Raw genomic sequence first — 21,072 nt, 5'->3', positions numbered from 1 at the left:
CCGCTCACCCTATCTGTGGGGCCCAAGGCGACCCGTCTGCCCCCCGACGCGACGGATCGACAAGTAGAGAGTGGCAGCCACTCATAAACGTTCGATGAACGCCTGGGCCGGGGGTGTCAGGCCGCTGCGACAGGAGAGAGCAGCGCCCGTGCCTCCGCGGCCTCCGGGGCACCCGCTCGCTCGTGGATGGACAGCGCCTCGCGCCAGCAGGCCCGGGCGCGATCGGCCTGCCCGAGATTGTCGAGGGACCTTCCGAGCAGCAGCAATACGTTGGCGCGCATCCAGTCGCCGCCGATGCAGCCGGTCGTGAGGGCTTGCTCGGCGTGCTGCGCCGCAGCGGTGGACCGCCGGGCCGCGAGGTGGACCTGGGCGATACGGAAGTACGTGGTCCCTTCCCACAGGCGCTGGCGGTTCTCCACGAAGACGTGCAGTGCCTCGGTGAGCTGGTCGAGCGCCTCCTCATAGCGGCCCGCGTGACTGAGGGCGATCGCGAGCGCGTACCTGGCGTTGGCGAGACGGAAGGTGAGGCCGAGTTCGTCGTAGATGGCCACCCCCTCACGCGCGAGGTCGATGGCCTTGGAGGTGCGTCCCACGTCCACCAGGACCCGGGAGAGATTGCACAGGGTGCTCGCCTCGCCCGGGCGGTTGCCGTCGGCACGGAATGCCTCGACCGCCTTCAGCAGGTACGCCTCGCTGGCGGTGTGCCGCTTCAAGCAGTACGCGACGATGCCCTGCTCGTTCGGGGCGTTGCCCCGGGTCCAGGGGTCGTCGGTCAGCGGACCGAGCTCGGCGGCCCGGTCGGCCTCGGGAATGGCCTCGTCGAAGCGCCCCGAGTTGCCGAGGACCTGGCTGAGCGTGACCCGCGCCCGAGCCTCCGCGTGGGCGTCCCCCAAAGCCGCTGCCGCGTCCCGCGCAGCCGACGTCGCCGACTCGTACCGCAGCGAACTCGCCCCCGACTCCGCCAGATCCTTGGAAGCCAGCAGCAGGTCCACCGCGCGGCGGAGCGTGTTCGGGCCCAGGGACTGCTGGACGCAGGCCAGGATGCAGGCCGCCTCCGAGTGGAGCCAGTCCAGGGCTTTCGTGTCGTCCGTGAAGTCCTGGCCCGCGTGTTCCGTGGGCTCCAGGTGGTCCACCGTGCGGTCGCCGGGGCGTTCGATCGCGTAGACCCGGGCGGCGGAGGCCAGGTAGAAGTCCAGGAGGCGGGACATCGCCGCGTCCCGTTCGCCGGGGGGCTGCTCGTCCCGCTCGGCGCATGCACGCGCGTAGAGGCGTACGAGATCGTGGTAGCGGTAGCGGCCGGGGGCCGCGGACTCCACCAGGGAGGTGTCGACCAGGGACTCCAGGAGGTCTTCCGTTTCCTCCAGGGGAAGGTCCAGGACCGCGGCGGCCGCCGCGAGGGAGAGGTCCGGGCCGTCGGCCAGGCCGAGGAGGCGGAAGGCACGGGCCTGGGCCGGCTCCAGCTGGCCGTACCCCAGCTCGAAGGTCGCCTTGACCGCGAGGTCGCCCGCCTGGAGCTCGTCCAGGCGGCGCCGCTCGTCCGCCAGCTTCGCCGCGAGCGTGGAGACCGTCCAGGTGCGGCGGGCCGCCAGGCGGGACGCCGCGATCCGGATGGCGAGCGGCAGGAAACCGCACGCGGCCACCACGTCCAGGGCGGCCTCGCGCTCCGACGTCACCCGCTCCTCGCCGACGATGCGGGTGAAGAGGAGCAGCGCCTCCTCGGGGGACATCACGTCCAGGTCCACCAGGTGCGCGCCCGCCAGATCCACCATGCGGACGCGGCTCGTCACCAGCGCCGCGCAGCCCTCCATGCCGGGGAGCAGGGGTCTGACCTGTGCCGCGTCGCGGGCGTTGTCCAGCAGGACGAGGACGCGCCGGCCGTCGAGGACCGAGCGGTAGAGGGCCGCACGCTCCTCCAGGGAGTCCGGGATCGCCGAGTCGGCCGTGCCGAGGGCGCGCAGGAAGGCGCCGAGGACCGCCTCCGGCTCGGCCGCCCGCGCGCCCGCCCCCTGGAGGTCCACGTACAGCTGGCCGTCGGGGAAGTGGGTGCGCGCGACGTGCGCGACGTGCACGGCCAGCGTCGTCTTGCCGACACCGCCGATGCCCGCCAGCGCCGACACCGCCATCACGCGGCCCTCGGCGGTGGAGAGGATGTCGCTCAGCTCGTCCACGAAGGACGCGCGGCCCGTGAAGTCGGGGACCGTCGCCGGGAGCTGCGCCGGGCGTACCGCCGTCGTGATGGGTTCCTGGTCGGGGGCGGTGGGCTCGGCGAGGGTGGGGTCGGCTTGGAGGATGCGCTGCTGGAGCTCCTTGAGGCCCGGCCTCGGGTCCACGCCGAGCTCGTCGGCGAGCAGCCGGCGCGTGTCCGCGTAGACGGCGAGGGCCTCGGCCTGGCGTCCGCTGCGGTAGAGCGCCAGCATCAGCAGTTCGCGCAGCCGCTCCCGGAGCGGATGCGCCGCCGTCAGGGCCGTCAGCTCCGACACCGCCTCCGCGTGGCAGCCCTGCTCCAGATCCATGTCGAGACGGGTCTCGACGAGCTGCAGGCGCCACTCGTCGAGGCGGGTGCGCTGGGTGTCGGCGTACGGCCCCGGGACGTTGGCCAGGGGTTCGCCGTCCCACAGGCCGAGCGCCTTGTTCACCAGCGTGCGCGCCTGGCAGAGGTCGCCGACGCTGCGGGCCTTCTCGGCGGCCGCCCAGAGGTCTTCCGCCATGGCCAGGTCCAGCGCGCCGTCGCCGACCCGGACGGCATAGCCCCCGGCCTCGCTGACGAGGACCCCGGGGGGCAGCACCTTGCGGAGCCGGGACGCGTACGTACGTACCGCTGCCAGTGCCTGCGACGGCGGCTCCTCGCCCCAGAGCGCGTCGATCAGTTCCGACGCCGTGGCCGTGCGGCCGTCCCGCAGCAGGAGGGCCGCGAGCAGCGCCCTCTGCTGGGGGGATCCGGTGTTGAGCTGTTCCGAGCCGTGCCACGCGCGCACCGGTCCGAGCACGCTGAAGCGCGACGTCCGGACCTCGGGGGGGTGCCCCTCGGTCCGCTCCTCGGGGGTGTTCCCCGAGGCCGGACGCCGCTGCTCCGGTACTCGCGGTACATCGACCATCGCTCCCCCTGCCGCCCTGCCGTTCCCAATCATGCCGGTCGCGGGTCTGCCCGCCCGCGGTGGTTCGTATGCAGCCCTGCGGTCCTTCGGTTCTGCCCGGTCCGTCGTGCCCCCGGTTCCTGCTCCCCGCCAGTTTGCCTTGTCCATGGCGGATGCGTCAGCCGTGGGAGACGGCTCTCACAGGGTCCTCGCACGACATTCCGCATCGCTTTCCCGCCACGGGCCGCGGCGGTGCCCGCGCGTTCGCCCGGGCGGTCATCCGCGTACGACTAGCTGACGGACCGTCAGATCAGCGCTACCGTGGCATTCATGGAGACCACGGAGAGCTCGGAGACCGCATCGGGGACCTTCCCGAAGATCATCTCGGTGGACGACCACACGGTCGAACCCCCCGACGTCTGGCGGGACCGGCTCCCGTCCAAGTACCGGGACCGCGGCCCCAGGATCGTCCGCGCACCCCTGCGGGAAATGTCCTTCCTGGGCGGGAAGTTCGCCCCCGTCATGGGGGAGCAGGGGGAGGAAGGACCCATCGGGGACTGGTGGATCTACGAGGACCTGCACCGCCCCCTCACCCGCCTCGACACCGCGGTCGGCTACGCCAGGGACGAGATCCGGCTCGAGGTCATCACCTACGAGCAGATGCGTCCCGGCTCCTTCTCCGTCCCCGACCGGCTCGCCGACATGGACGTCAACCACGTCCAGTCCGCCCTCTGCTTCCCCACCTTCCCGCGCTTCTGCGGCCAGACGTTCACCGAGGCCAAGGACCGGGAGCTCGGGCTCCTCTGCGTCCAGGCGTACAACGACTGGATGGTGGAGGAATGGTGCGGCCCCGAGGCACACGGCCGCCTCATACCCCTCACCCTCATCCCCCTCTGGGACGCGGAGCTCGCCGCCGCGGAGGTGCGCAGGAACGCCGCGCGCGGCGTGCGGGCGGTCGCCTTCTCCGAGATCCCGCCCCACCTCGGGCTCCCCTCCATCCACACCGACGAGTGGGACCCCTTCCTGCGCGCCTGCGACGAGACCGGCACGGTCATCGCCATGCACATCGGCTCGTCCAGCAAGATGCCGTCGACCTCGGCGGACGCGCCGCCCGCCGTCGGCTCCACCATCACCTTCGCCAACTGCTGCTTCTCGATGGTCGACTGGCTGATGAGCGGCAAGTTCGAACGCTTCCCGAACCTCAAGGTCATGTACGCGGAGGGGCAGATCGGCTGGATCCCCTACATCCTGGAGCGGGCGGATGTGGTGTGGGAGGAGAACAGGGGGTGGGGCGGCGTCGCGGACAAGGTGACTCGGCCGCCGTCCGAGCTGTTCTCCTCACACGTCTTCGGGTGCTTCTTCGACGACGCGTTCGGGCTCCGGAACCTCGATTCCATCGGGGTCGGGAACGTGCTGTACGAGACGGACTATCCGCACTCCGATTCGACCTGGCCCAAGTCGCGGGAGGTGGGGGAGGCGCAGATGGGTCACCTTGCTCCCGAGGTCGTCGACCGCATCGTCCGCGGCAATGCGGTCGGCCTCCTCGGCCTGACGGAGTCGGGCCTCTGGCCCGGCCGGTGACCTTGCCCTCCGGGGGCGGGTGGGGGGCCTCCCTGCGACGTCCTGCCGGGGTAGGAGCCCCAAGCCCGCCGCTGCGCGGCGGATGTTCCCCACCCACCCACCCGTTTGCCCCGCGCCGTCCTGCGGGGGTAGGGGCGGGTGGGCGGGTGTTCCCCGCGACGCCCTGGGGGGTGAGGACGGGCGGGGTGGGGGCTGCTCTGCGCCGGGAGTGGGGCGGGTGGGCCGGTGTTCCCCGCGACGCCCGGGGGGGGGTGAGGACGGGCGGGTGGGGCTTGCCCCGCGACGGCCCGCAGGGGAAGGGACAAGGCCCCCCACCGGCCGTTCGCCGCGGTCGAGACGGGAGGGGACGTGGGGGTATGTGCGCACGGAGCACTGAGCGCACTGTGGCGTCTTTGTTCTTGAGGCGTGGCGCGCAGTGATGGCGAGTACGTACATACCCCCGCGGCCCCGCACCCACAGACGGACCCAAGGCGCGACCCGCACAACGCGACGCCGCGCGCAGACAGCCCGCAGGGGTTGTCTGACGGGGCGTCAGGCCGCACCATGACGGCGGCGCCCCACATGACGGGGCGTCAGGTCAAGACGAAGGGTGGGGTGCCCGTGCTCGTCTACGGGATGCAGTTGCCGATCCAGTCCCAGAGCTCGCTCTACGCCGAACCATGGGAAGCCCAAGCCGGCCCCGAAGACCTCGTCGAGATCGCCCGCACCGCGGACCGCACCGGCTTCGCCTACCTCGCGACCTGCGACCACGTCGCCATCCCGCGCCGCCTCGCCGACGCGATGGGCACCGTCTGGTACGACCCCGTAGCCACCCTCGCCCACCTCGCCGCCGTCACCGAGAACGTCCGCCTCCTGAGCCACGTCGCCATCGTCGGCCTGCGTCACCCCCTCCTCTCCGCCAAGCAGTACGCCACCCTCGACCACCTCAGCGGCGGCCGCCTGATCCTCGGGGTCGGCGCCGGCCACGTACAGGAGGAGTTCGAGGCACTCGGCGTCGAATTCGCGCGGCGCGGCCCGGTCCTCGACGAGACGATCGACGCGTTGAGGGCGGCCCTCGGCCCGGACGAGTATCCCGAGCATCACGGTGACCGCTACGACTTCCGGGATCTCGGGCAGCGGCCCCGCCCCACCCAGGCCCGCGTCCCCGTCTGGATCGGCGGCTCCTCGCCCGCCGCCGTGCGCAGGGCGGCCACCCGCGGCGACGGCTGGCTGCCGCAGGGCGACCCGCGCGCTGCGCTGCCCGCGCAGATCGCCAGGCTCAGGCGGCTGCGGGAGGAGGCGGGGATCCAGGAACCGGTCACCGTCGGCGCGATCACCGAGGCGCTGTACGTGGGAGAGCCGGCCCACCCCGTGGGCCGCCGCACGCTCTCCGGAAAGCCGGCCGCCCTCGCCGAGTCCCTGCGCGAGTACGCCGCGATGGGCGTGGACCAGATCCAGGTGCGCTTCCGCAGCCGCAGCCGTACCGAACTCACCGACCAGATGGCGGCGTTCGCGACAGAAGTGGCCCCACATCTCAACCTCTGAAACCGCTGGCACCACTGGAACCACTGATGACCGAATGACGAGCGAATAGGGAGCACGGCATGGGCAAGCTCGACGGCCGCGTCATCATCGTGACCGGCGCCGCGCGCGGACAGGGCGAGCAGGAGGCGCGCCTCTTCGTGGAGGAGGGAGCCCGCGTAGTCGTCGCCGACGTACTCGACGAACAGGGCGAGGCGCTCGCCAAGGAGCTGGGTGCGGACTCCGCGGCCTACGTCCACCTGGACGTAGGAGTGGAGGCGGACTGGCAGGCCGCCACGGCCGCCGCGAAGGACGCCTTCGGGAAGGTCGACGGGCTCGTGAACAACGCCGGCATCCTCCGGTTCAACGAAATCGTCAGCACCCCGCTCGAAGAGTTCCAGCAGCTCATCCAGGTCAACCAGATCGGCTGCTTCCTCGGCATCCGCACCGTCGCGCCCGAGATCGGCGCCGCGGGCGGCGGCACGATCGTGAACACGGCCTCGTACACGGCCCTCACGGGCATGGCGTACGTGGGCGCGTACGCCGCGACGAAGCACGCCATTCTCGGCCTCACCCGGGTCGCCGCCCTGGAGCTGGCCGCCAGGAACATCCGCGTCAACGCCGTGTGCCCGGGGGCGGTCGACACCCCCATGACCAACCCCGCGCAGCTGGATCCCACCGCCGACCCCACGGAGGCGCGGGAGGCCGTCGCGGAGCTGTACAAGAAGCTCGTGCCGCTCGGACGGATCGGGCGCCCGCAGGAGGTCGCGGCGCTCGCGCTCTTCCTGACCGGGGACGACTCGGCGTACATCACGGGACAGCCGTTCGTCGTGGACGGCGGCTGGCTCGCCGGGGTCAGCATCTTCTGACGTCACGTCAGATAACCAGCGCCCGGGCCCGCCCGGCCCTTGACGGCCCTCCCGAGCCGGTGGAACAGTCGACGCATCACAATCTGACGGCTCGTCAGAAACCGTCAGACTCTCACGAGGACGGTGAACCTCCTTGGAATTCGGTCTCTTTGTACAGGGATACGTGCCCGCCCAGCGGGCCAAGGTCGACCCCGAAGCGGAGCACAAGGCGCTCATCGAGGAGACCGAGTACGTCATCCAGGCGGACAAGTCCGGCTTCAAATACGCCTGGGCCTCCGAGCACCACTTCCTGGAGGAGTACTCACACCTCTCCGCCAACGACGTCTTCCTCGGCTACCTCGCCCACGCGACCGACCGCATCCACCTGGGCTCCGGGATCTTCAACCCGCTCGCGCCCGTGAACCACCCGGTGAAGGTCGCCGAGAAGGTCGCCATGCTCGACCACCTCTCCGAAGGGCGCTTCGAGTTCGGGACGGGGCGCGGTGCCGGTTCGCACGAGATCCTCGGCTTCATGCCGGGCATCACGGACATGAACCACACCAAGGAGATATGGGAAGAGACCATCGCCGAATTCCCCAAGATGTGGCTCCAGGACGAGTACGTCGGCTTCCAGGGCAAGCACTGGTCGCTGCCGCCCCGCAAGGTCCTCCCCAAGCCGTACGGGAAGTCGCACCCGGCCATGTGGTACGCCGCCGGGTCCCCCTCCTCGTACGCCATGGCGGGCAAGAAGGGCCTCGGGGTCCTCGGCTTCAGCGTGCAGAAGGTCTCCGACATGGAGTGGGTCGTCGAGTCGTACAAGACGGCCGTGAAGGAGGCCGAGGCGATCGGCGGCTTCGTCAACGACAACGTCATGGTGACGTCCACGGCGATCTGCGCGGAGACGCACGCCAAGGCCGTCGAGATCGCCGTCGGCGGCGGGCTCAACTACCTCCAGTCGCTGCTCTTCCGCTACCACGACACCTTCCCCCGGCCCGAGGGCATCCCGGAGTGGCCAGAGCTGCTCCCCGACTACACCGAGGAGCTCATCGAGCTGCTCATCGCCGAGGAGCTGATGATCTGCGGCGACCCGGACGAGGTGCTCACGCAGTGCAAGCGGTGGGAGCAGGCCGGGGCGGACCAGCTCAGCTTCGGGCTGCCGATCGGGATCTCGCCCGAGGACACGAAGAACACGATCAAGCTGATCGGTGAGCACGTGATTCCGAAGATCGACACGGATCCGGTGCACCGCACGACGCGGTTCCGGCAGGCCGCCGGCGCGTAGCACCCCTCGACCGCCCCGGCTTCCCCTCCCGGACGGAGGCCGGGGCCCTCCTTCTTCCCGTACCACCCTTCCCCTCCCGTACCGCCCCTCCCGTACCGCCCTTCCCGTTCGCCCTTCGAAAGGGGACCTCCCGTCATGCTCGACCACCTCATCAAGGGCGCGACCGTCGTCGACGGGACCGGCGCCCCCGCGCGCGTCGCCGACGTCGGGATACGGGACGGGCGCATAGCCGTCGTCGCCGAGCCGGGGCCCGTCACCGAGGAGGCAAGGACCAGTGAGGACGCCCGGGGCCGCGTCCTCGCGCCCGGGTTCGTCGACCCGCACACGCACTACGACGCCCAGCTGTTCTGGGACCCGTACGCGACACCGTCGCTCAACCACGGCGTCACGACGGTCGCGGGCGGCAACTGCGGGTTCACGCTCGCGCCGCTGCACCCGGACCGGCCCGGCGACGCCGACTACACGCGGCGGATGATGTCGAAGGTCGAGGGCATGTCGCTGGTGGCGCTCGAAGAGGGCGCGCCGTGGTCGTGGAGTTCCTTCGGGGAGTATCTGGACGCCCTCGACGGGCGCATCGCCGTCAACGCCGGGTTCATGGTGGGGCACTGCGCGCTGCGCCGGTACGTGATGGGCGCGGACGCCGTCGGGGGGCAGCCCACGCCCGCCCAGCTGGAGGAGATGCTGCGCCTCTTCCACGACGCGATGGACGCGGGGGCCTGGGGGCTCTCCACCACCCAGTCGTCCACTCACTCGGACGGCGACGGGCAGCCGGTCGCCTCGCGGCACGCGAAGCCCGCGGAGCTCCTCGCGCTCTCCCGTGCCGTCGCCGAGCACGAGGGGACGCAGCTGGAGGCGATCGTCGCGGGCTGTCTCGACCAGTTCAGCGACGACGAGATCGACCTGCTCGTGGAGATGAGCGCGGCGGCGGGCAGGCCGCTCAACTGGAACGTGCTCACCATCGACGCCGCCGTCCCGGAGCGCGTGCCCCGCCAGCTCGTGCCGAGCGAGCGCGCCCGCAAGGCGGGTGGCCGGGTCGTCGCGCTCACCATGCCGATCCTCACGCCCATGAACATGTCGCTCGGCACGTTCTGCGCCCTCAACCTCATCCCGGGCTGGGGCGACATCCTGGGCCTGCCCGTGCCGGAGCGGATCGCGAAGCTGCGCGACCCAGAGGTGCGCGCGGAGATGCTGCGGCGCGCGGGCAGCAAGGAGGCGGGTGTCTTCCGGCGGCTCGCCCGCTTCGACCGGTACGTCATCGGAGACACGTACTCCGAGGAGAACGAAGGCCTCACCGGGCGCGTCGTCGGCGACATCGCGGCCGAGCGCGGGCAGGAGCCGTTCGAGTGCCTGGTCGGGATCTGCGCGGCCGACGACCTGCGCACCGTCCTGTGGCCGATGCCCACCGACAACGACCCCGCCTCGTGGGCCCTGCGCGCCGAGGCCTGGCAGCACGAGGACGTCATGCTGGGCGGCTCCGACGCGGGCGCGCACCTGGACCGCATGTGCGGGGCCCCGTACACGACGCGTTTCCTCGGCGACTGCCTGCGCGGACGCCGGCTGGCGAGCCTCGAACAGGCCGTGAAGATGCTCACCGACGATCCGGCCCGGCTCTTCGGGCTGCGCGAGCGCGGCCGGATCGCCGAGGGCTACCACGCCGACCTCGTCCTCTTCGACCCCGAGCGGATCGACGCGGGCAAGGCGACCCTCGTCCACGACCTGCCCGGCGACAGCCCGCGCCTGGACTCCAAGGCGATCGGCGTCAACGCGGTCTGGGTCAACGGGGTCGAGACGATCCGTGAGGACGTGGTGACCGGCGCGGTGCCGGGCAAGGTGCTGCGCTCGGGGCGGGACACCCGGACGGTGAGCACGAAATGAACGCGCCCAGGCGGCTGTTCATCGGCGGAGAGTGGGTCGAGCCGGACCACGGGCACCACGAAGTGACGAACCCCGCGACCGAGCAGGTCGTCGGCCTCGCCCCCGAGGCGAGCACCGAGCAGGTCCTGGCCGCCGCGGCGGCGGCCCGCGAGGCCTTCGCGAGCTGGTCGCGCACGACGCCCGAGGAGCGCGCGGCGATACTGTCCCGCACCGCCGAGATCCTGCGGCGCGACTCGGCCGCGTACGCCGAACTCGCGCGGGCCGAGAGCGGTGCCACGACCGCGACGGCACACGGCATGCAGGTGGCGGTGGCGGTGGCGCGCTTCGAGCGGTACGCGAAGGGGGCGCTGGAGCCGGTCGAGACGGCGCTCCCACCGCAGATCAACGAGGCGGGGCTGATGGGGAAAGCAGCCGTCATGGGGGCGCTCGCGGTCCGCCGCCCGGTCGGCGTCATCACCTGCGTCACCTCCTACAACAACCCGTGGGCCAATCCCGCGGGCAAGGTGGCGCCCGCCCTCGCGATGGGCAACACGGCCGTCGTGAAGCCCGCGCCGCAGGACCCGCTGTCGGTGTACGCAATGGCGGCGGCCCTGGAGGAGGCGGGTGTCCCGCCCGGCGTGGTGAACGTCGTCTCCGGCACGGACGTGGCCGTCGGCGAGACGGCCGTCGCGTCCCCGGACGTCGACATGGTGAGCTTCACCGGCTCGACCGCCGTCGGGCAGCGCATCGGCGAGGTGTGCGGCCGCGCCATGAAACGCCAGCTGATGGAACTCGGCGGCAAGGGCGCGGCGATCGTCCTCGACGACGCGGACCTGGACGCGGCGGTGGCCGGCATAGGCACGACGTTCTCTTTCTACAGCGGCCAGATCTGCACGGCACCGACACGCGTACTGGCCCAAAGGGCAATATATAAGCCCCTATTGGAAAAGCTGACGACCTACGCCACCCACCTGAAGGTCGGCGACCCGGCCGAACGGGGAACGGCGGTCGGCCCGGTGATCTCCGCCGCACACCGCGACCGCATCGAGTCATACGTCGAGGACGCCCGAAAGGAGGGCGCACGCCTCGTCACAGGCGGCGAACGCCCCCCACTCCCGACCGGCTTCTACGTGGCCCCGACCCTCCTCGCCGACTGCACCCCCGACATGCGGGCGGTCCGCGAGGAGATCTTCGGCCCGGTGATCACCGTGGTCCCCTTCGACGCCACCACCCCCGAGGAGGCCGAAGAAACGGCGATCACCCTGGCCAACGACAGCGACTACGGCCTCATCGACTACGTCTGGTCCGGCGACGTGGCCCGCGCCTTCCGCATCGCCCACCGCCTACGCACGGGCGGCGTCGGCATAAACACGATCGGCCGCAACATGGAGGCCCCCTTCGGCGGCTTCAAGAAGAGCGGCGTGGGCCGCGACGTCGGCTCGTACGCCCTCCACGCATACAGCGAACTCCAGTCACTCGTCTGGCCGGGCTGAGGCCACGGTCAGTCGCCCAGGAAGATCGGGTTTGTGAAGGCGCACAGGGGGCCCGGGAGGGGCGGGGTCGTCGGGGGGTGGCGGACTTCTGCTCTGACGTAGGCCGCGTATGACGGTGTCGTGCGCCATTCCAGGGTGCCTGTGCCGGAGGCGGGGAGTGCGGAGCCCGTGTGCAGGACGCCCTGGTCGGTGACGAAGCGGGGTGTGCAGCCGGGGGCGCCCTTGATGTCCAGGCGGATCGTGACCGGGGTGTCGGGGGCGACGGGGAGGCGGCCGCCGATGCCTGCGTGGCTGCCTCTGCCGCCTGCCGCGGTGAAGGTGAGTTCCACGGATTTTGATTCGGCGATGTAGGAGCGGCCGCGGCGGATGCCGTCCTGGATGGCCTCGCGGGTCAGGTCGTCGGCGAGGACGACGGTCTGCGGGCCGCCGATGCGGTCGGGGTCGCGGTGCGCGTCGCTGTTGCCCATGGCGGGGATCCACGGCCTGCGCCCGCCGCGTACGGACGTGACGAGCATGCTGTCCCAGTCGGCGAGGGAGACCTCGTCGTCGGGCGTGTAGGCGCCGTTCCACACCTCGACCGCGTCCGCCTCGCCGAAGCCGAACTTCCAGTTGCAGCCGACGCAGGTGGCGTGCGGGTGGGCCGGGACGACGAGGCCGCCAGCGTCGCGGATCCTGCGGGCGTACCTGCCGAAGCGGTTGTCGCGGGCACGGTAGCGCCAGTCGACGAACGTGCCGGGGTCCGTGCCGAGGGCGACGAGGTGGCCGTTCCGCGTCGTCACCTCCTCGCCGAGCATGATCAGGAGGTCGTCGCCCGCGTGCTCCGCCCAGTGGGCGTGCGCCGAGTGCGTGTTGTGCTCGGAGCTGTTGATGAAGTCGAGGCCCGCCGCCCGCGCCAGGGCGGCGATCTCGGCGAGGGTGCGCCTGCCGTCGGAGTACACGGAGTGCAGGTGGCAGTCGCCGCGGTACCAGGCGCGGCCGCGGCCCTTCGCGCGCTCCGGCGGGTAGGAGGGTTTCGGGGTGTGGCCCGGTTTCCCGTAGGTGAGGGTGATCGTCACCTCGTAGGGGAGGCCCTCGGGCGCGACCGTGTACGGGCCGAGCGCGATGTGCCAGGTGCCCGCGCGGATCCGGCCCGGGATGTAACCGGGCGTCGCGTCGTCGGCGCGGATGAAGAATTCCGTGCGGGCGCCGCCGGACCAGCCGCGGAAGCCCTTGCCGCCGAGCTCCGTGCCGCGCTCGTCGAACACGCCGATGTCGAGGGCGTTGCCCTGGGTGCCGGGCGGCACGGCCGGCTTCTGGTAGGTGTACGAGGCGTGGAACTCGGCCACCCCGTCCGGGACTTCGACCGGCAGGTACACGAAGTCGGGCGAGCCGGGCGGCAGCGTGCCGCGCACCGTTCTCGTCTCCTTGCTCCCCGGCGCCCTGTCCCGCCCGGGAGCGCGCCGCTCGGCGCCACTGGCGAAGCTCACGCTGCCCAACGTAATCGCGGCGGCGGCTCCCGTCACGAACAGTCCGCGCCGGTTCGGTCCCTTGTGCGCCGGGTGTTCGGCGTCGTTCTCGCACATGCTGCGGCTCCCCAGGGTGTCGGTGGTGACGTGGGTGGTGCGTGCAACCCTGGTATTGAGCCGTGAACTGCGCCGCAAGGGAAGGCGAGTGACGGTTTTCCACCCGGTGGCCGACGGACGTGGCCCGGAGGGCGGACCTGTGGGGGCGCTCAGGTCCGGGGGCGCTCAGGTCCGGGGGGCGCTCAGGTCCGGGGTGCGCTCAGGTCCGGGGTGCGCTGAGGTCCACCACGACGTCGTACACCCCCGCGTTCGGCGTGACCGGACGGCTGGTCCGCCGGGGCGCGGCATCGGTGCGGGCCGTGAAGTCGGGGTCGGCGGTGGCCGCCTCCCACGCCTCCTGGCTCTCCCAGTGGGAGACGTTGACGAGCTGGAACCGGGTCTCCGTCGCGCGGGACCGGTGCATGCGGGAGTCGATGAAGCCGGGCTTGTCCCGCATGAGGCGGGCCCGCTCCTCCCACTTCCCGACGAACGCGTCGACGTCCTCCGCCTCGATCTCGAAGACGTTGATGAACGTGACGGAGGAGGCGGGAGTACGGTCGGTGCCGTCGCCCGGACGCGTGTCTGTGATCATTCGAGCAGCCTAGCCAGGTGCCTCAACCAGCCTGCGGCCAGGCCTTGTTGGCGCTGCGGTCAGGCCTCCACCGCTCCTGCCGCGAGCAGCACCGCCTCCGTCTCCGGATGTGGACCCGACGCGCCCTGGCGGGCCCAGCGCAGGGGCGTGCTCCCCGTGCCGTCGTCCTCGCGGAGGTTCGGGTCGGCGCCGTGCGCGAGGAGTTCGCGGACCGTGTCGACGTGACCCCAGGCGGCGGCCCCGCACAGCGGCGTGCCGTCGGTGAGGCCGCGGCTCTCGGTGTCGGGCCGGGCGCCCGCCCGCAGCAGGACCCGCACCGTGTCGGCCGCGCCGTGCACCGAGGCGGCGTACAGGGGCGTCGTGCCGTCGGTGTCGGGGAGTTCCGGGTCGGCGCCGGCCCGCAGCAGGGCCCGGACCGTGCCCGTCACGCCGAGCGCCGCGGCGAACACGAGCTCCCTGGTCAGCTTCTTCTGCCGGCGTCTCTTCACGCGGGCCAGGTTAATGAGCGCACAGGCATGGACCAACCGACTTTCCCGGGGTAGGAAGAGTGCCCCGACACTCCCGGAGGGCTCCGTGCGCATCTCCGCGACGCTCCACATGACCGACAGGACGATCACGCCGGTACGCCTGGCCCGGGAACTGGAGCGGCGCGGCTTCGCCGGGCTCTACCTCCCCGAACACACCCACATCCCGGTCCCGCGCGAGACGCCCTACCCGGGCGGTGAACTGCCGCCCGAGTGCGCCCGCATGCTCAGCCCCTTCATCGCCCTCGCCCAGGCCGCCGCCGTCACCACACGCATCGCCCTCGGCACGAACATCGCCCTGGTAGCCCAGCACGACCCCATCGACCTCGCCAAGCAGATCGCGACCCTCGACCACCTCTCCGGCGGCCGCGTCACCCTCGGCATCGGCTACGGCTGGAACCGGGAGGAGGCCGAGGACCACGGTGTCCCGTGGCCGCGGCGCCGGGAGTTCGTGCGGGACCGGATGGCGGTCATGCGGGCGCTGTGGGCGGACCGCCCGAAGGCGTACGAGAGCGAGTTCGGCGCCGTACGGGCGAGCGAGGTCCATCCGAAGCCGCGGCGGGTGCCCAGGAAGCGGCTCGCGAAGGGGCCGCTGTTCGGGCCGCGCACGCTCATCGGCGGGGCCGCGGGGCCGGGCCTGTTCGCGCACGTCGCGGAGTACGCGGACGGCTGGATGCCCGTCGGCGGCAGCGGCCTGCGCGAGGCGCTGCCCGTGCTCAGGTCGGCGTGGGCGGACGCGGGCCGCGAGGCCGACGACCTGTACGTGGCGGTGACGGCGGTCGAGCCGGACCCGGGCAAGCTCGCCCACTACGAGGGCCTCGGCGTGGACGAGGTGATCGTGCAGCTGCCGCCGGCCGGGGAGGCGGAGGTGTGCGAGGCGCTCGACCGCCTCGGGCGGTACGTGACCCCCTGAGCCGTCGAGCCGTCGAGCCGTCGAGCCGTCGGGCCGTCGGGCCGTCGGGCCTTCGGGCTTCTCGGGCGCGCGAGCCGGAGTGCGCAGGCGCGAGCACGGGGACGGAAGTACGGGGGCAAGCACGGCAGTACCGGGCGGGGGTACGCGGGACGGAAGTATCCGGAGGAGGCAGGTGTTCTCGCTCGTATGCTCAGAGACATGACCAACAGCGCGCAGCCCCCCGGCCCCGGACGACCCACCGCGAACGCCATGCGGCGCGCGCTCAGGAGGGCCAGGGACGGCGTCGCGCTCGACGTGACGGAAGCCGCGGTCCTGCTGCAGGCGCGGGGCGCGGATCTCGACGACCTCACGGCGTCCGCGGCCCGGGTGCGGGACGCGGGGCTCGAAGCGGCGGGGCGGCCGGGCGTCATCACGTACTCGAAGAGCGTGTTCATCCCGCTCACCCGGCTCTGCCGCGACAAGTGCCACTACTGCACCTTCGCGACCGTGCCCGGCAAGCTGCGCCGGGACGGCCACGGCATGTTCATGTCCCCGGACGAAGTGCTCGACATCGCGCGGCGCGGGGCCGAACTCGGCTGCAAGGAAGCCCTCATCACCCTCGGCGACAAGCCCGAGGACCGCTGGCCCGAGGCCCGCGAGTGGCTGGAGGCGGAGGGGTACGACGACACCATCGCGTACGTCCGCGCCATCTCGATCCGCATCCTGGAGGAGACGGGCCTGCTCCCGCACCTCAACCCGGGCGTCATGACGTGGACGGACTTCCAGCGGCTCAAGCCCGTCGCGCCCAGCATGGGCATGATGCTGGAGACGACCGCCACCCGCCTCTGGTCCGAGCCGGGCATGCCGCATTACGGCTCCCCGGACAAGGAACCCGCCGTGCGGCTGCGGGTCCTGGAGGACGCGGGCCGCTCGTCCGTCCCCTTCACCAGCGGGCTGCTCATCGGGATCGGCGAGACGTACGAGGAGCGCGCCGACTCGCTGTTCGCGCTGCGCCGCGTCGCCCGCTCGTACCACGGCGTCCAAGAGCTGATCATCCAGAACTTCCGCGCCAAGCCGGACACGGCGATGCGCGGCATGCCCGACGCGGAGATCGACGACCTGGTCGCCACGATCGCCGTCGCCCGGCACATCATGGGCCCGGCGGGCAACATCCAGGCACCGCCCAACCTCATCGCAGGCGAGTACGAGCGGCTGATCGGCGCCGGCATCGACGACTGGGGCGGCGTGTCGCCGGTCACGATCGACCACGTCAACCCCGAGAAGCCCTGGCCGAAGCTGGACGAGCTGGCCGCGCGGTCCGCGGCGGCGGGCTTCACGCTCGCCGAACGTCTCTGCGTCTACCCCGAGTTCGTGCAGCGCGGCGAGCCCTGGCTCGACCCGCGGCTCCTCCCGCACCTGCGGGCGCTCGCCGACCCCGAGACCGGCCTCGCCCGGCCCGACGCGGTCGTCGAGGGCCACCCCTGGCAGGAGCCCGACGAGGGGTACGTCGCCTCCTCCGGCCGCACCGACCTGCACCGCACCATCGACACGGAAGGCCGCACCGCCGACCGGCGCGACGACTTCGACGAGGTGTACGGCGACTGGGAGGCCCTGCGCGAGCAGGCCGCGCCCGGCATGGTGCCGTCCCGCATCGACGGCGACGTACGCGCCGCCCTCGCCACGGCCGCCGACGACCCCACGAAGCTCACCGACGACGAGGCGCTGGCGCTGCTGCACGCCGACGGGCCCGCGCTCGACGCGCTCTGCTCGGTCGCGGACGACATCCGCAAGACGGTCAACGGCGACGACGTCACGTACATCGTCACCCGCAACATCAACTTCACCAACGTCTGTTACACCGGCTGCCGCTTCTGTGCCTTCGCCCAGCGCAGGACCGACGCGGACGCCTACACGCTCTCCCTGGACCAGGTCGCCGACCGGGCCGCGCAGGCCTGGGACGTCGGCGCCGTCGAGGTGTGCATGCAGGGCGGCATCCACCCGGACCTGCCGGGCACCGCCTACTTCGACATCGCACGGGCGGTGAAGGAGCGCGTGCCGGGCATGCACGTGCACGCCTTCTCGCCGATGGAGGTCGTCAACGGCGCGACCAGGACCGGGCTCTCGATCCGGGAATGGCTGACCGCCGCCAAGGAGGCGGGCCTGGACTCGATCCCGGGGACGGCCGCCGAGATCCTCGACGACGAGGTGCGCTGGATCCTCACCAAGGGCAAACTGCCCACGGCCACCTGGATCGAGGTCATCAAGACCGCGCACGAGCTGGGCATCCGCTCCTCGTCCACGATGATGTACGGCCATGTGGACCAGCCGCGCCACTGGCTCGGCCACTTCCGGACGCTGGCCGCGATCCAGCAGGAGACCGGCGGCTTCACGGAGTTCGTGACGCTGCCCTTCATCCACACGAACGCGCCCGTCTATCTGGCGGGCATCGCCCGGCCGGGGCCGACCACCCGCGACAACCGCGCGGTGACGGCGATGGCGCGGATCCTGCTGCACCCGCACATCCCCAACATCCAGACCAGCTGGGTGAAGCTGGGCCAGGAGGGCGCCGCCGAGATGCTCAGGTCCGGTGCGAACGACCTCGGCGGAACGCTGATGGAGGAGACCATCTCCCGCATGGCGGGCTCCAGTTACGGCTCCTACCGGTCCATCGAGGACCTGGTGGCCATCGCGGAGGCGGCAGGCCGCCCCGCGAAGCCGCGCACGACGCTGTACGGCGAGGTCCCGGAGGAGCGGCAGCGCGCGGCACTGGCCTCGGACGGCCACCTGCCGGAGCTGCTGCCGCTGGTGGAGGGCTGAGGAGGGCGGGGCTGTCACAAAGGGGCTGTCGCCTCTGGGGCCGCGCCGCGGAGGGCGCGGCCCGTAAGGGGCGCGGGGAACTGCGCGCTCAGCCCAAGAGGCGCCGCAGACGAAGACCCAGCCCGAGCGAATCCGCAAACGAGTCCTCGACCCGAGCGACTCCGCAGACGAACACTTGACCCGAGCGACTCCGCAGACGAACACTTGGCCCGAGCGACCCCGCAGACGCCTCCTCAGCCAGGAAAGTCCTCGCCGAAGAACGTCCCCCTCCAGTTGAGATCCTCGTCGTCCGAGCCCCGCTCGGGCGCCCCGAGCGCCGCGGGGCCGAAGGAGGCCACCCCCCGCACCGCGGGGCCGGCCGGCGTGCCGGGCAGCACCCACACCGCCCCCGAATCAGGGTGGGCGCCGTCCTCGCCGGGCGCGCCCACCACCAGCTCGGGGCGCCGGTCGCCCGTCAGGTCGGCGATGCGCACCGCACCGCCGAAGCGGTCGTCGCGCTCGCCGGTGCCGGGGACGCCGGGCGTGTCCTGGGCGTAGGAGCGCGCGCCCGCACCGGTGAGGCCGGTGCGGGAGCCGTACAGGAGCACCACGCGGCCCGCCGCGCCGTCCTCGCCGGGGACACCGACCGCCACGTCCGCCCGGCCGTCGCCGTCGACGTCGCCCGCGGCGAGCGCGGCGACGAACTGGTCGCCGCTCAGGCCGGTGCCGGGGATGCCCGCGGTCTCCTGGTCGATGACGGTCGCCTTGCGCCCGGGGCCCGACGGGGAGCCGTGCAGCACGCGGATCTCGCCCAGGTGGCTCACCGCGTCCTCCGAGACGGAGCCGACTTCGCGGACGACGAGGTCGCCGAACCCGTCGCCGTTCACGTCGCCCACGGTGCCGACGCCGTTGTAGGTGTTCACGTTCTTCGGTTCGAGGGCGAGGCCCGCCGGGCGGCCCTGGAAGAAGTGGCCCGGGTACTGCATCTCCTCGAAGCCCTGGCCGGTGACGACGTCGTCGCGGCCGTCGCCGGTGAGGTCGCCGACCGTGATGGTGCGGGGCACCTCGCTGTCGCCCCAGTCGCCGTGCGCCTTCCCGCCCGTCCTGCGCGGCCTGCCCTCGCGGTCGAACGGTCCGTACCGGACGGTGAGGTCCGCCGCGAGCAGATCGGCGTGGCCGTCCCCGTCGAAGTCGCCGCCCCGGACACCGGCCGCGGGCAGCCTGCCCGCGGTCCGCAGCCCGTCCCGCGAGCCCCACAGCACGGTGCGGCCGAGCGCGAGATCCGTGAAGCCGTCGCTGTCGAGGTCCCGCGCCACGGCGTCCATGCCGAAGTGCTCCTCCCGCGCCGCCAGTTCGCCGACCGGGCCCTTCGCCGAGCGGTCGAAGACCTGCGGGCGGCGGACGTCGGGGCCCGTCGCCGAGCCGTACACGACGGAGACGGACCCCGCGCGCCGCACGCCCCCGACCGTGGAGAGCGGGGCGGGGACGGCCAGGTCGGCGTACCCGTCCGCGTCGAAGTCGGTGACGATCCGCTTGCCGCGCGCCTTCGCGGGCGCCTCGTCCTCGTCCTCGCCCCCGCTGCCGGAGCCGAACACGATCGCGCCCGCGATCAGCGCCACGCACAGCGCCGCCGTCCACCAGGGCCACCAGCGACGGCGGCGCAGCGTACGCATCGTCACCGGCCTCCTCAGCGGGCCAGGTGGTCGCCGAACCGGACGCCCTTGTCGTTGGCGCCGATCGCCGCCGGGCCGAAGGACGTGACGCCCGTGACGGTCAGACCGCCCGCGGCGCCGCGCAGGTGCCAGGCGGCGCCCGAGTCGGCGTACGCGCCGTCCTCCAGCGGAGCGGTCACGGTCAGGTCGGCCTTGCCGTCCTTGTTCGTGTCGGACAGCAGGACCTGGCTGCCGAACTTGTCGCCCTTCTCGGCGGCGCCGGGCACTCCCTCGGTGGACTGCTGGAAGGCCTGGGAGCCGGTGCCGGTCAGGCCGGCGCGCGAGCCCTTGAGCAGCACGGAGCTGCCGGCGTCCGCGATCGCGTCGATGTCCTCGCCGGGGATGCCGACGGCGACGTCCGCGAAGCCGTCGCCGTTCACGTCGCCCGCGCTGATGGAGGAGCCGAACTCGTCGCCGTCCTCACCGACGCCGGGGACGCCCGCGGTGTCCTGGGTGATCTTGGCGGTACGCGTCGAGGGTCCGTCCGCCGAGCCGTACCGGACGAGGATCGTGCCCTTCTGGTACGGCATGTCCTCGAAGTTGTCGCCGATGTCGCGGACGACGAGGTCGCCGTAGCCGTCCCCGTCGACGTCGGCGATCGCGCCGCCGAGCGAGGGCGCGAGCTTCTGCGAGGTGGTGGCCACCCCGTCCTTGCCGCCCTGCCAGAACTGGCTCTTGTACGCCATCTCCTCGAAGCCGTGGCTGGTGACGATGTCGTCGGCGCCGTCGCCCGTGAGGTCGCCCACGACGAAGTCGCCGGGGCCGAAGGTCTGGCTGGTGACGACCTGCTGGCTGCTCGCGGGCTTCCCGTCGCGCTTGAACGGGCCGTACGAGATGGTCATGCCCTGATCGTCGTTGTCCATCGGGTCCTCGGGCTCCGGGTACTCGGCGGTGACGAGGTCCCGCTTGCCGTCGCCGTTGAAGTCCCCCGCGGTGACGCGCGCGCCGTTCGAGGCCAGCTCGGTGGCGCCCTCGCCGGTGAGGCCCTGGGCGGAGCCCCACAGGACGACGGACTTGTCGCCGCCGTTGACGACGAGGTCGGTGTAGCCGTCGCCGTCGAGGTCGGCGGCGGCCGTGTGGTTGCCGAACCGGTCGCCGTTCTCCGGGGTGCCGGGCACGCCGGGCGTGCCGCGGGTGATGGTCTTGGCGTGCGCGGTGTCGGGGCCCGTGGCCGAGCCGTAGACGACCGAGACCTGGCCGGGCGTGGCGCCGGCGGTGCCGCCCGGCGCGGATATGGCGAGGTCGGCGTATCCGTCGTGGTTGAAGTCGGTGACCGGGGCCTTGGGCGGTACGGGCGCGGCCGCCGCGGAACCCGCGGTGGCGAGGGCGATCGGGGCCGCGAGCGAGGCGACGGCCACGGCGGCGATGAGAGAGCGGCGCACT

At 72.3% G+C, this 21,072-nt stretch carries 14 protein-coding genes; 8 read left to right on the top strand and 6 right to left on the bottom strand.

Annotated features, from left to right (window positions below):
- Window positions 1–116 precede the first annotated feature (116 nt).
- Window positions 117–3,095 (bottom strand): SARP-family global regulator AfsR, encoded by a 2,979-nt coding sequence (afsR, locus tag ACZ7LU_RS34680; protein WP_471919005.1) that lies wholly within the window; start codon window positions 3,093–3,095, stop codon window positions 117–119.
- A gap of 309 nt (window positions 3,096–3,404) precedes the next feature.
- On the opposite strand from afsR, the gene ACZ7LU_RS34675 reads away from it, so the two are divergent.
- The 6 genes from ACZ7LU_RS34675 to ACZ7LU_RS34650 all read left to right on the top strand — a co-directional run bounded on the left by ACZ7LU_RS34675 (window position 3,405) and on the right by ACZ7LU_RS34650 (window position 11,632).
- Window positions 3,405–4,655, top strand: a complete 1,251-nt coding sequence (locus tag ACZ7LU_RS34675; RefSeq protein WP_468304975.1) for an amidohydrolase family protein — start codon at window positions 3,405–3,407, stop codon at window positions 4,653–4,655.
- A gap of 561 nt (window positions 4,656–5,216) precedes the next feature.
- Window positions 5,217–6,179, top strand: coding sequence for an LLM class F420-dependent oxidoreductase (locus ACZ7LU_RS34670; RefSeq protein ID WP_471919004.1), 963 nt, complete (start codon window positions 5,217–5,219; stop codon window positions 6,177–6,179).
- Between the two features lie 59 nt (window positions 6,180–6,238).
- Entirely contained in the window at window positions 6,239–7,024 is a 786-nt protein-coding gene (locus ACZ7LU_RS34665; RefSeq protein ID WP_471919003.1) for an SDR family NAD(P)-dependent oxidoreductase, read from the top strand.
- Between the two features lie 133 nt (window positions 7,025–7,157).
- Complete coding sequence (locus ACZ7LU_RS34660; RefSeq protein WP_398303206.1) at window positions 7,158–8,285, top strand: LLM class flavin-dependent oxidoreductase; 1,128 nt, start codon at window positions 7,158–7,160, stop codon at window positions 8,283–8,285.
- A gap of 135 nt (window positions 8,286–8,420) precedes the next feature.
- Window positions 8,421–10,160, top strand: coding sequence for an N-acyl-D-amino-acid deacylase family protein (locus tag ACZ7LU_RS34655; RefSeq protein WP_471919002.1), 1,740 nt, complete (start codon window positions 8,421–8,423; stop codon window positions 10,158–10,160).
- A complete protein-coding gene (locus ACZ7LU_RS34650) occupies window positions 10,157–11,632 on the top strand; it encodes an aldehyde dehydrogenase family protein (protein WP_471919001.1) in 1,476 nt (491 codons plus the stop codon). The genes ACZ7LU_RS34655 and ACZ7LU_RS34650 overlap by 4 nt, the downstream gene beginning before the upstream one ends.
- Before the next feature lie 8 nt (window positions 11,633–11,640).
- Here the strand turns inward: ACZ7LU_RS34650 and ACZ7LU_RS34645 are convergent, their stop codons facing one another.
- From ACZ7LU_RS34645 to ACZ7LU_RS34635, 3 genes are all read right to left on the bottom strand, one after another.
- Window positions 11,641–13,194 (bottom strand): CehA/McbA family metallohydrolase, encoded by a 1,554-nt coding sequence (locus tag ACZ7LU_RS34645; protein ID WP_471919000.1) that lies wholly within the window; start codon window positions 13,192–13,194, stop codon window positions 11,641–11,643.
- A gap of 199 nt (window positions 13,195–13,393) precedes the next feature.
- Complete coding sequence (locus tag ACZ7LU_RS34640; RefSeq protein ID WP_471918999.1) at window positions 13,394–13,765, bottom strand: antibiotic biosynthesis monooxygenase family protein; 372 nt, start codon at window positions 13,763–13,765, stop codon at window positions 13,394–13,396.
- 59 nt (window positions 13,766–13,824) lie between these two features.
- On the bottom strand, window positions 13,825–14,253 hold the full coding sequence (locus ACZ7LU_RS34635) for an ankyrin repeat domain-containing protein (RefSeq protein WP_398303216.1): 429 nt from the start codon (window positions 14,251–14,253) through the stop codon (window positions 13,825–13,827).
- Between the two features lie 85 nt (window positions 14,254–14,338).
- Here ACZ7LU_RS34635 and ACZ7LU_RS34630 point away from each other — a divergent pair, with 85 nt between their 5' ends.
- Window positions 14,339–15,202, top strand: coding sequence for a TIGR03619 family F420-dependent LLM class oxidoreductase (locus ACZ7LU_RS34630; RefSeq protein ID WP_471918998.1), 864 nt, complete (start codon window positions 14,339–14,341; stop codon window positions 15,200–15,202).
- A 198-nt stretch (window positions 15,203–15,400) separates the two neighbouring features.
- Window positions 15,401–17,998, top strand: a complete 2,598-nt coding sequence (locus tag ACZ7LU_RS34625; protein ID WP_471918997.1) for a bifunctional FO biosynthesis protein CofGH — start codon at window positions 15,401–15,403, stop codon at window positions 17,996–17,998.
- Between the two features lie 233 nt (window positions 17,999–18,231).
- On the opposite strand, the gene ACZ7LU_RS34620 is transcribed toward ACZ7LU_RS34625, so the two are convergent.
- Complete coding sequence (locus ACZ7LU_RS34620; protein ID WP_471919090.1) at window positions 18,232–19,650, bottom strand: FG-GAP and VCBS repeat-containing protein; 1,419 nt, start codon at window positions 19,648–19,650, stop codon at window positions 18,232–18,234.
- 14 nt (window positions 19,651–19,664) lie between these two features.
- On the bottom strand, window positions 19,665–21,071 hold the full coding sequence (locus ACZ7LU_RS34615) for an FG-GAP-like repeat-containing protein (protein ID WP_471918996.1): 1,407 nt from the start codon (window positions 21,069–21,071) through the stop codon (window positions 19,665–19,667).
- Window position 21,072: the final 1 nt, after the last annotated feature.

The organism is Streptomyces sp. NPDC039462, from assembly GCF_055639375.1.
The sequence above is the reverse complement of the archived record's forward strand: the minus strand, read 5'-3'. Positions and strand labels throughout refer to the sequence as shown.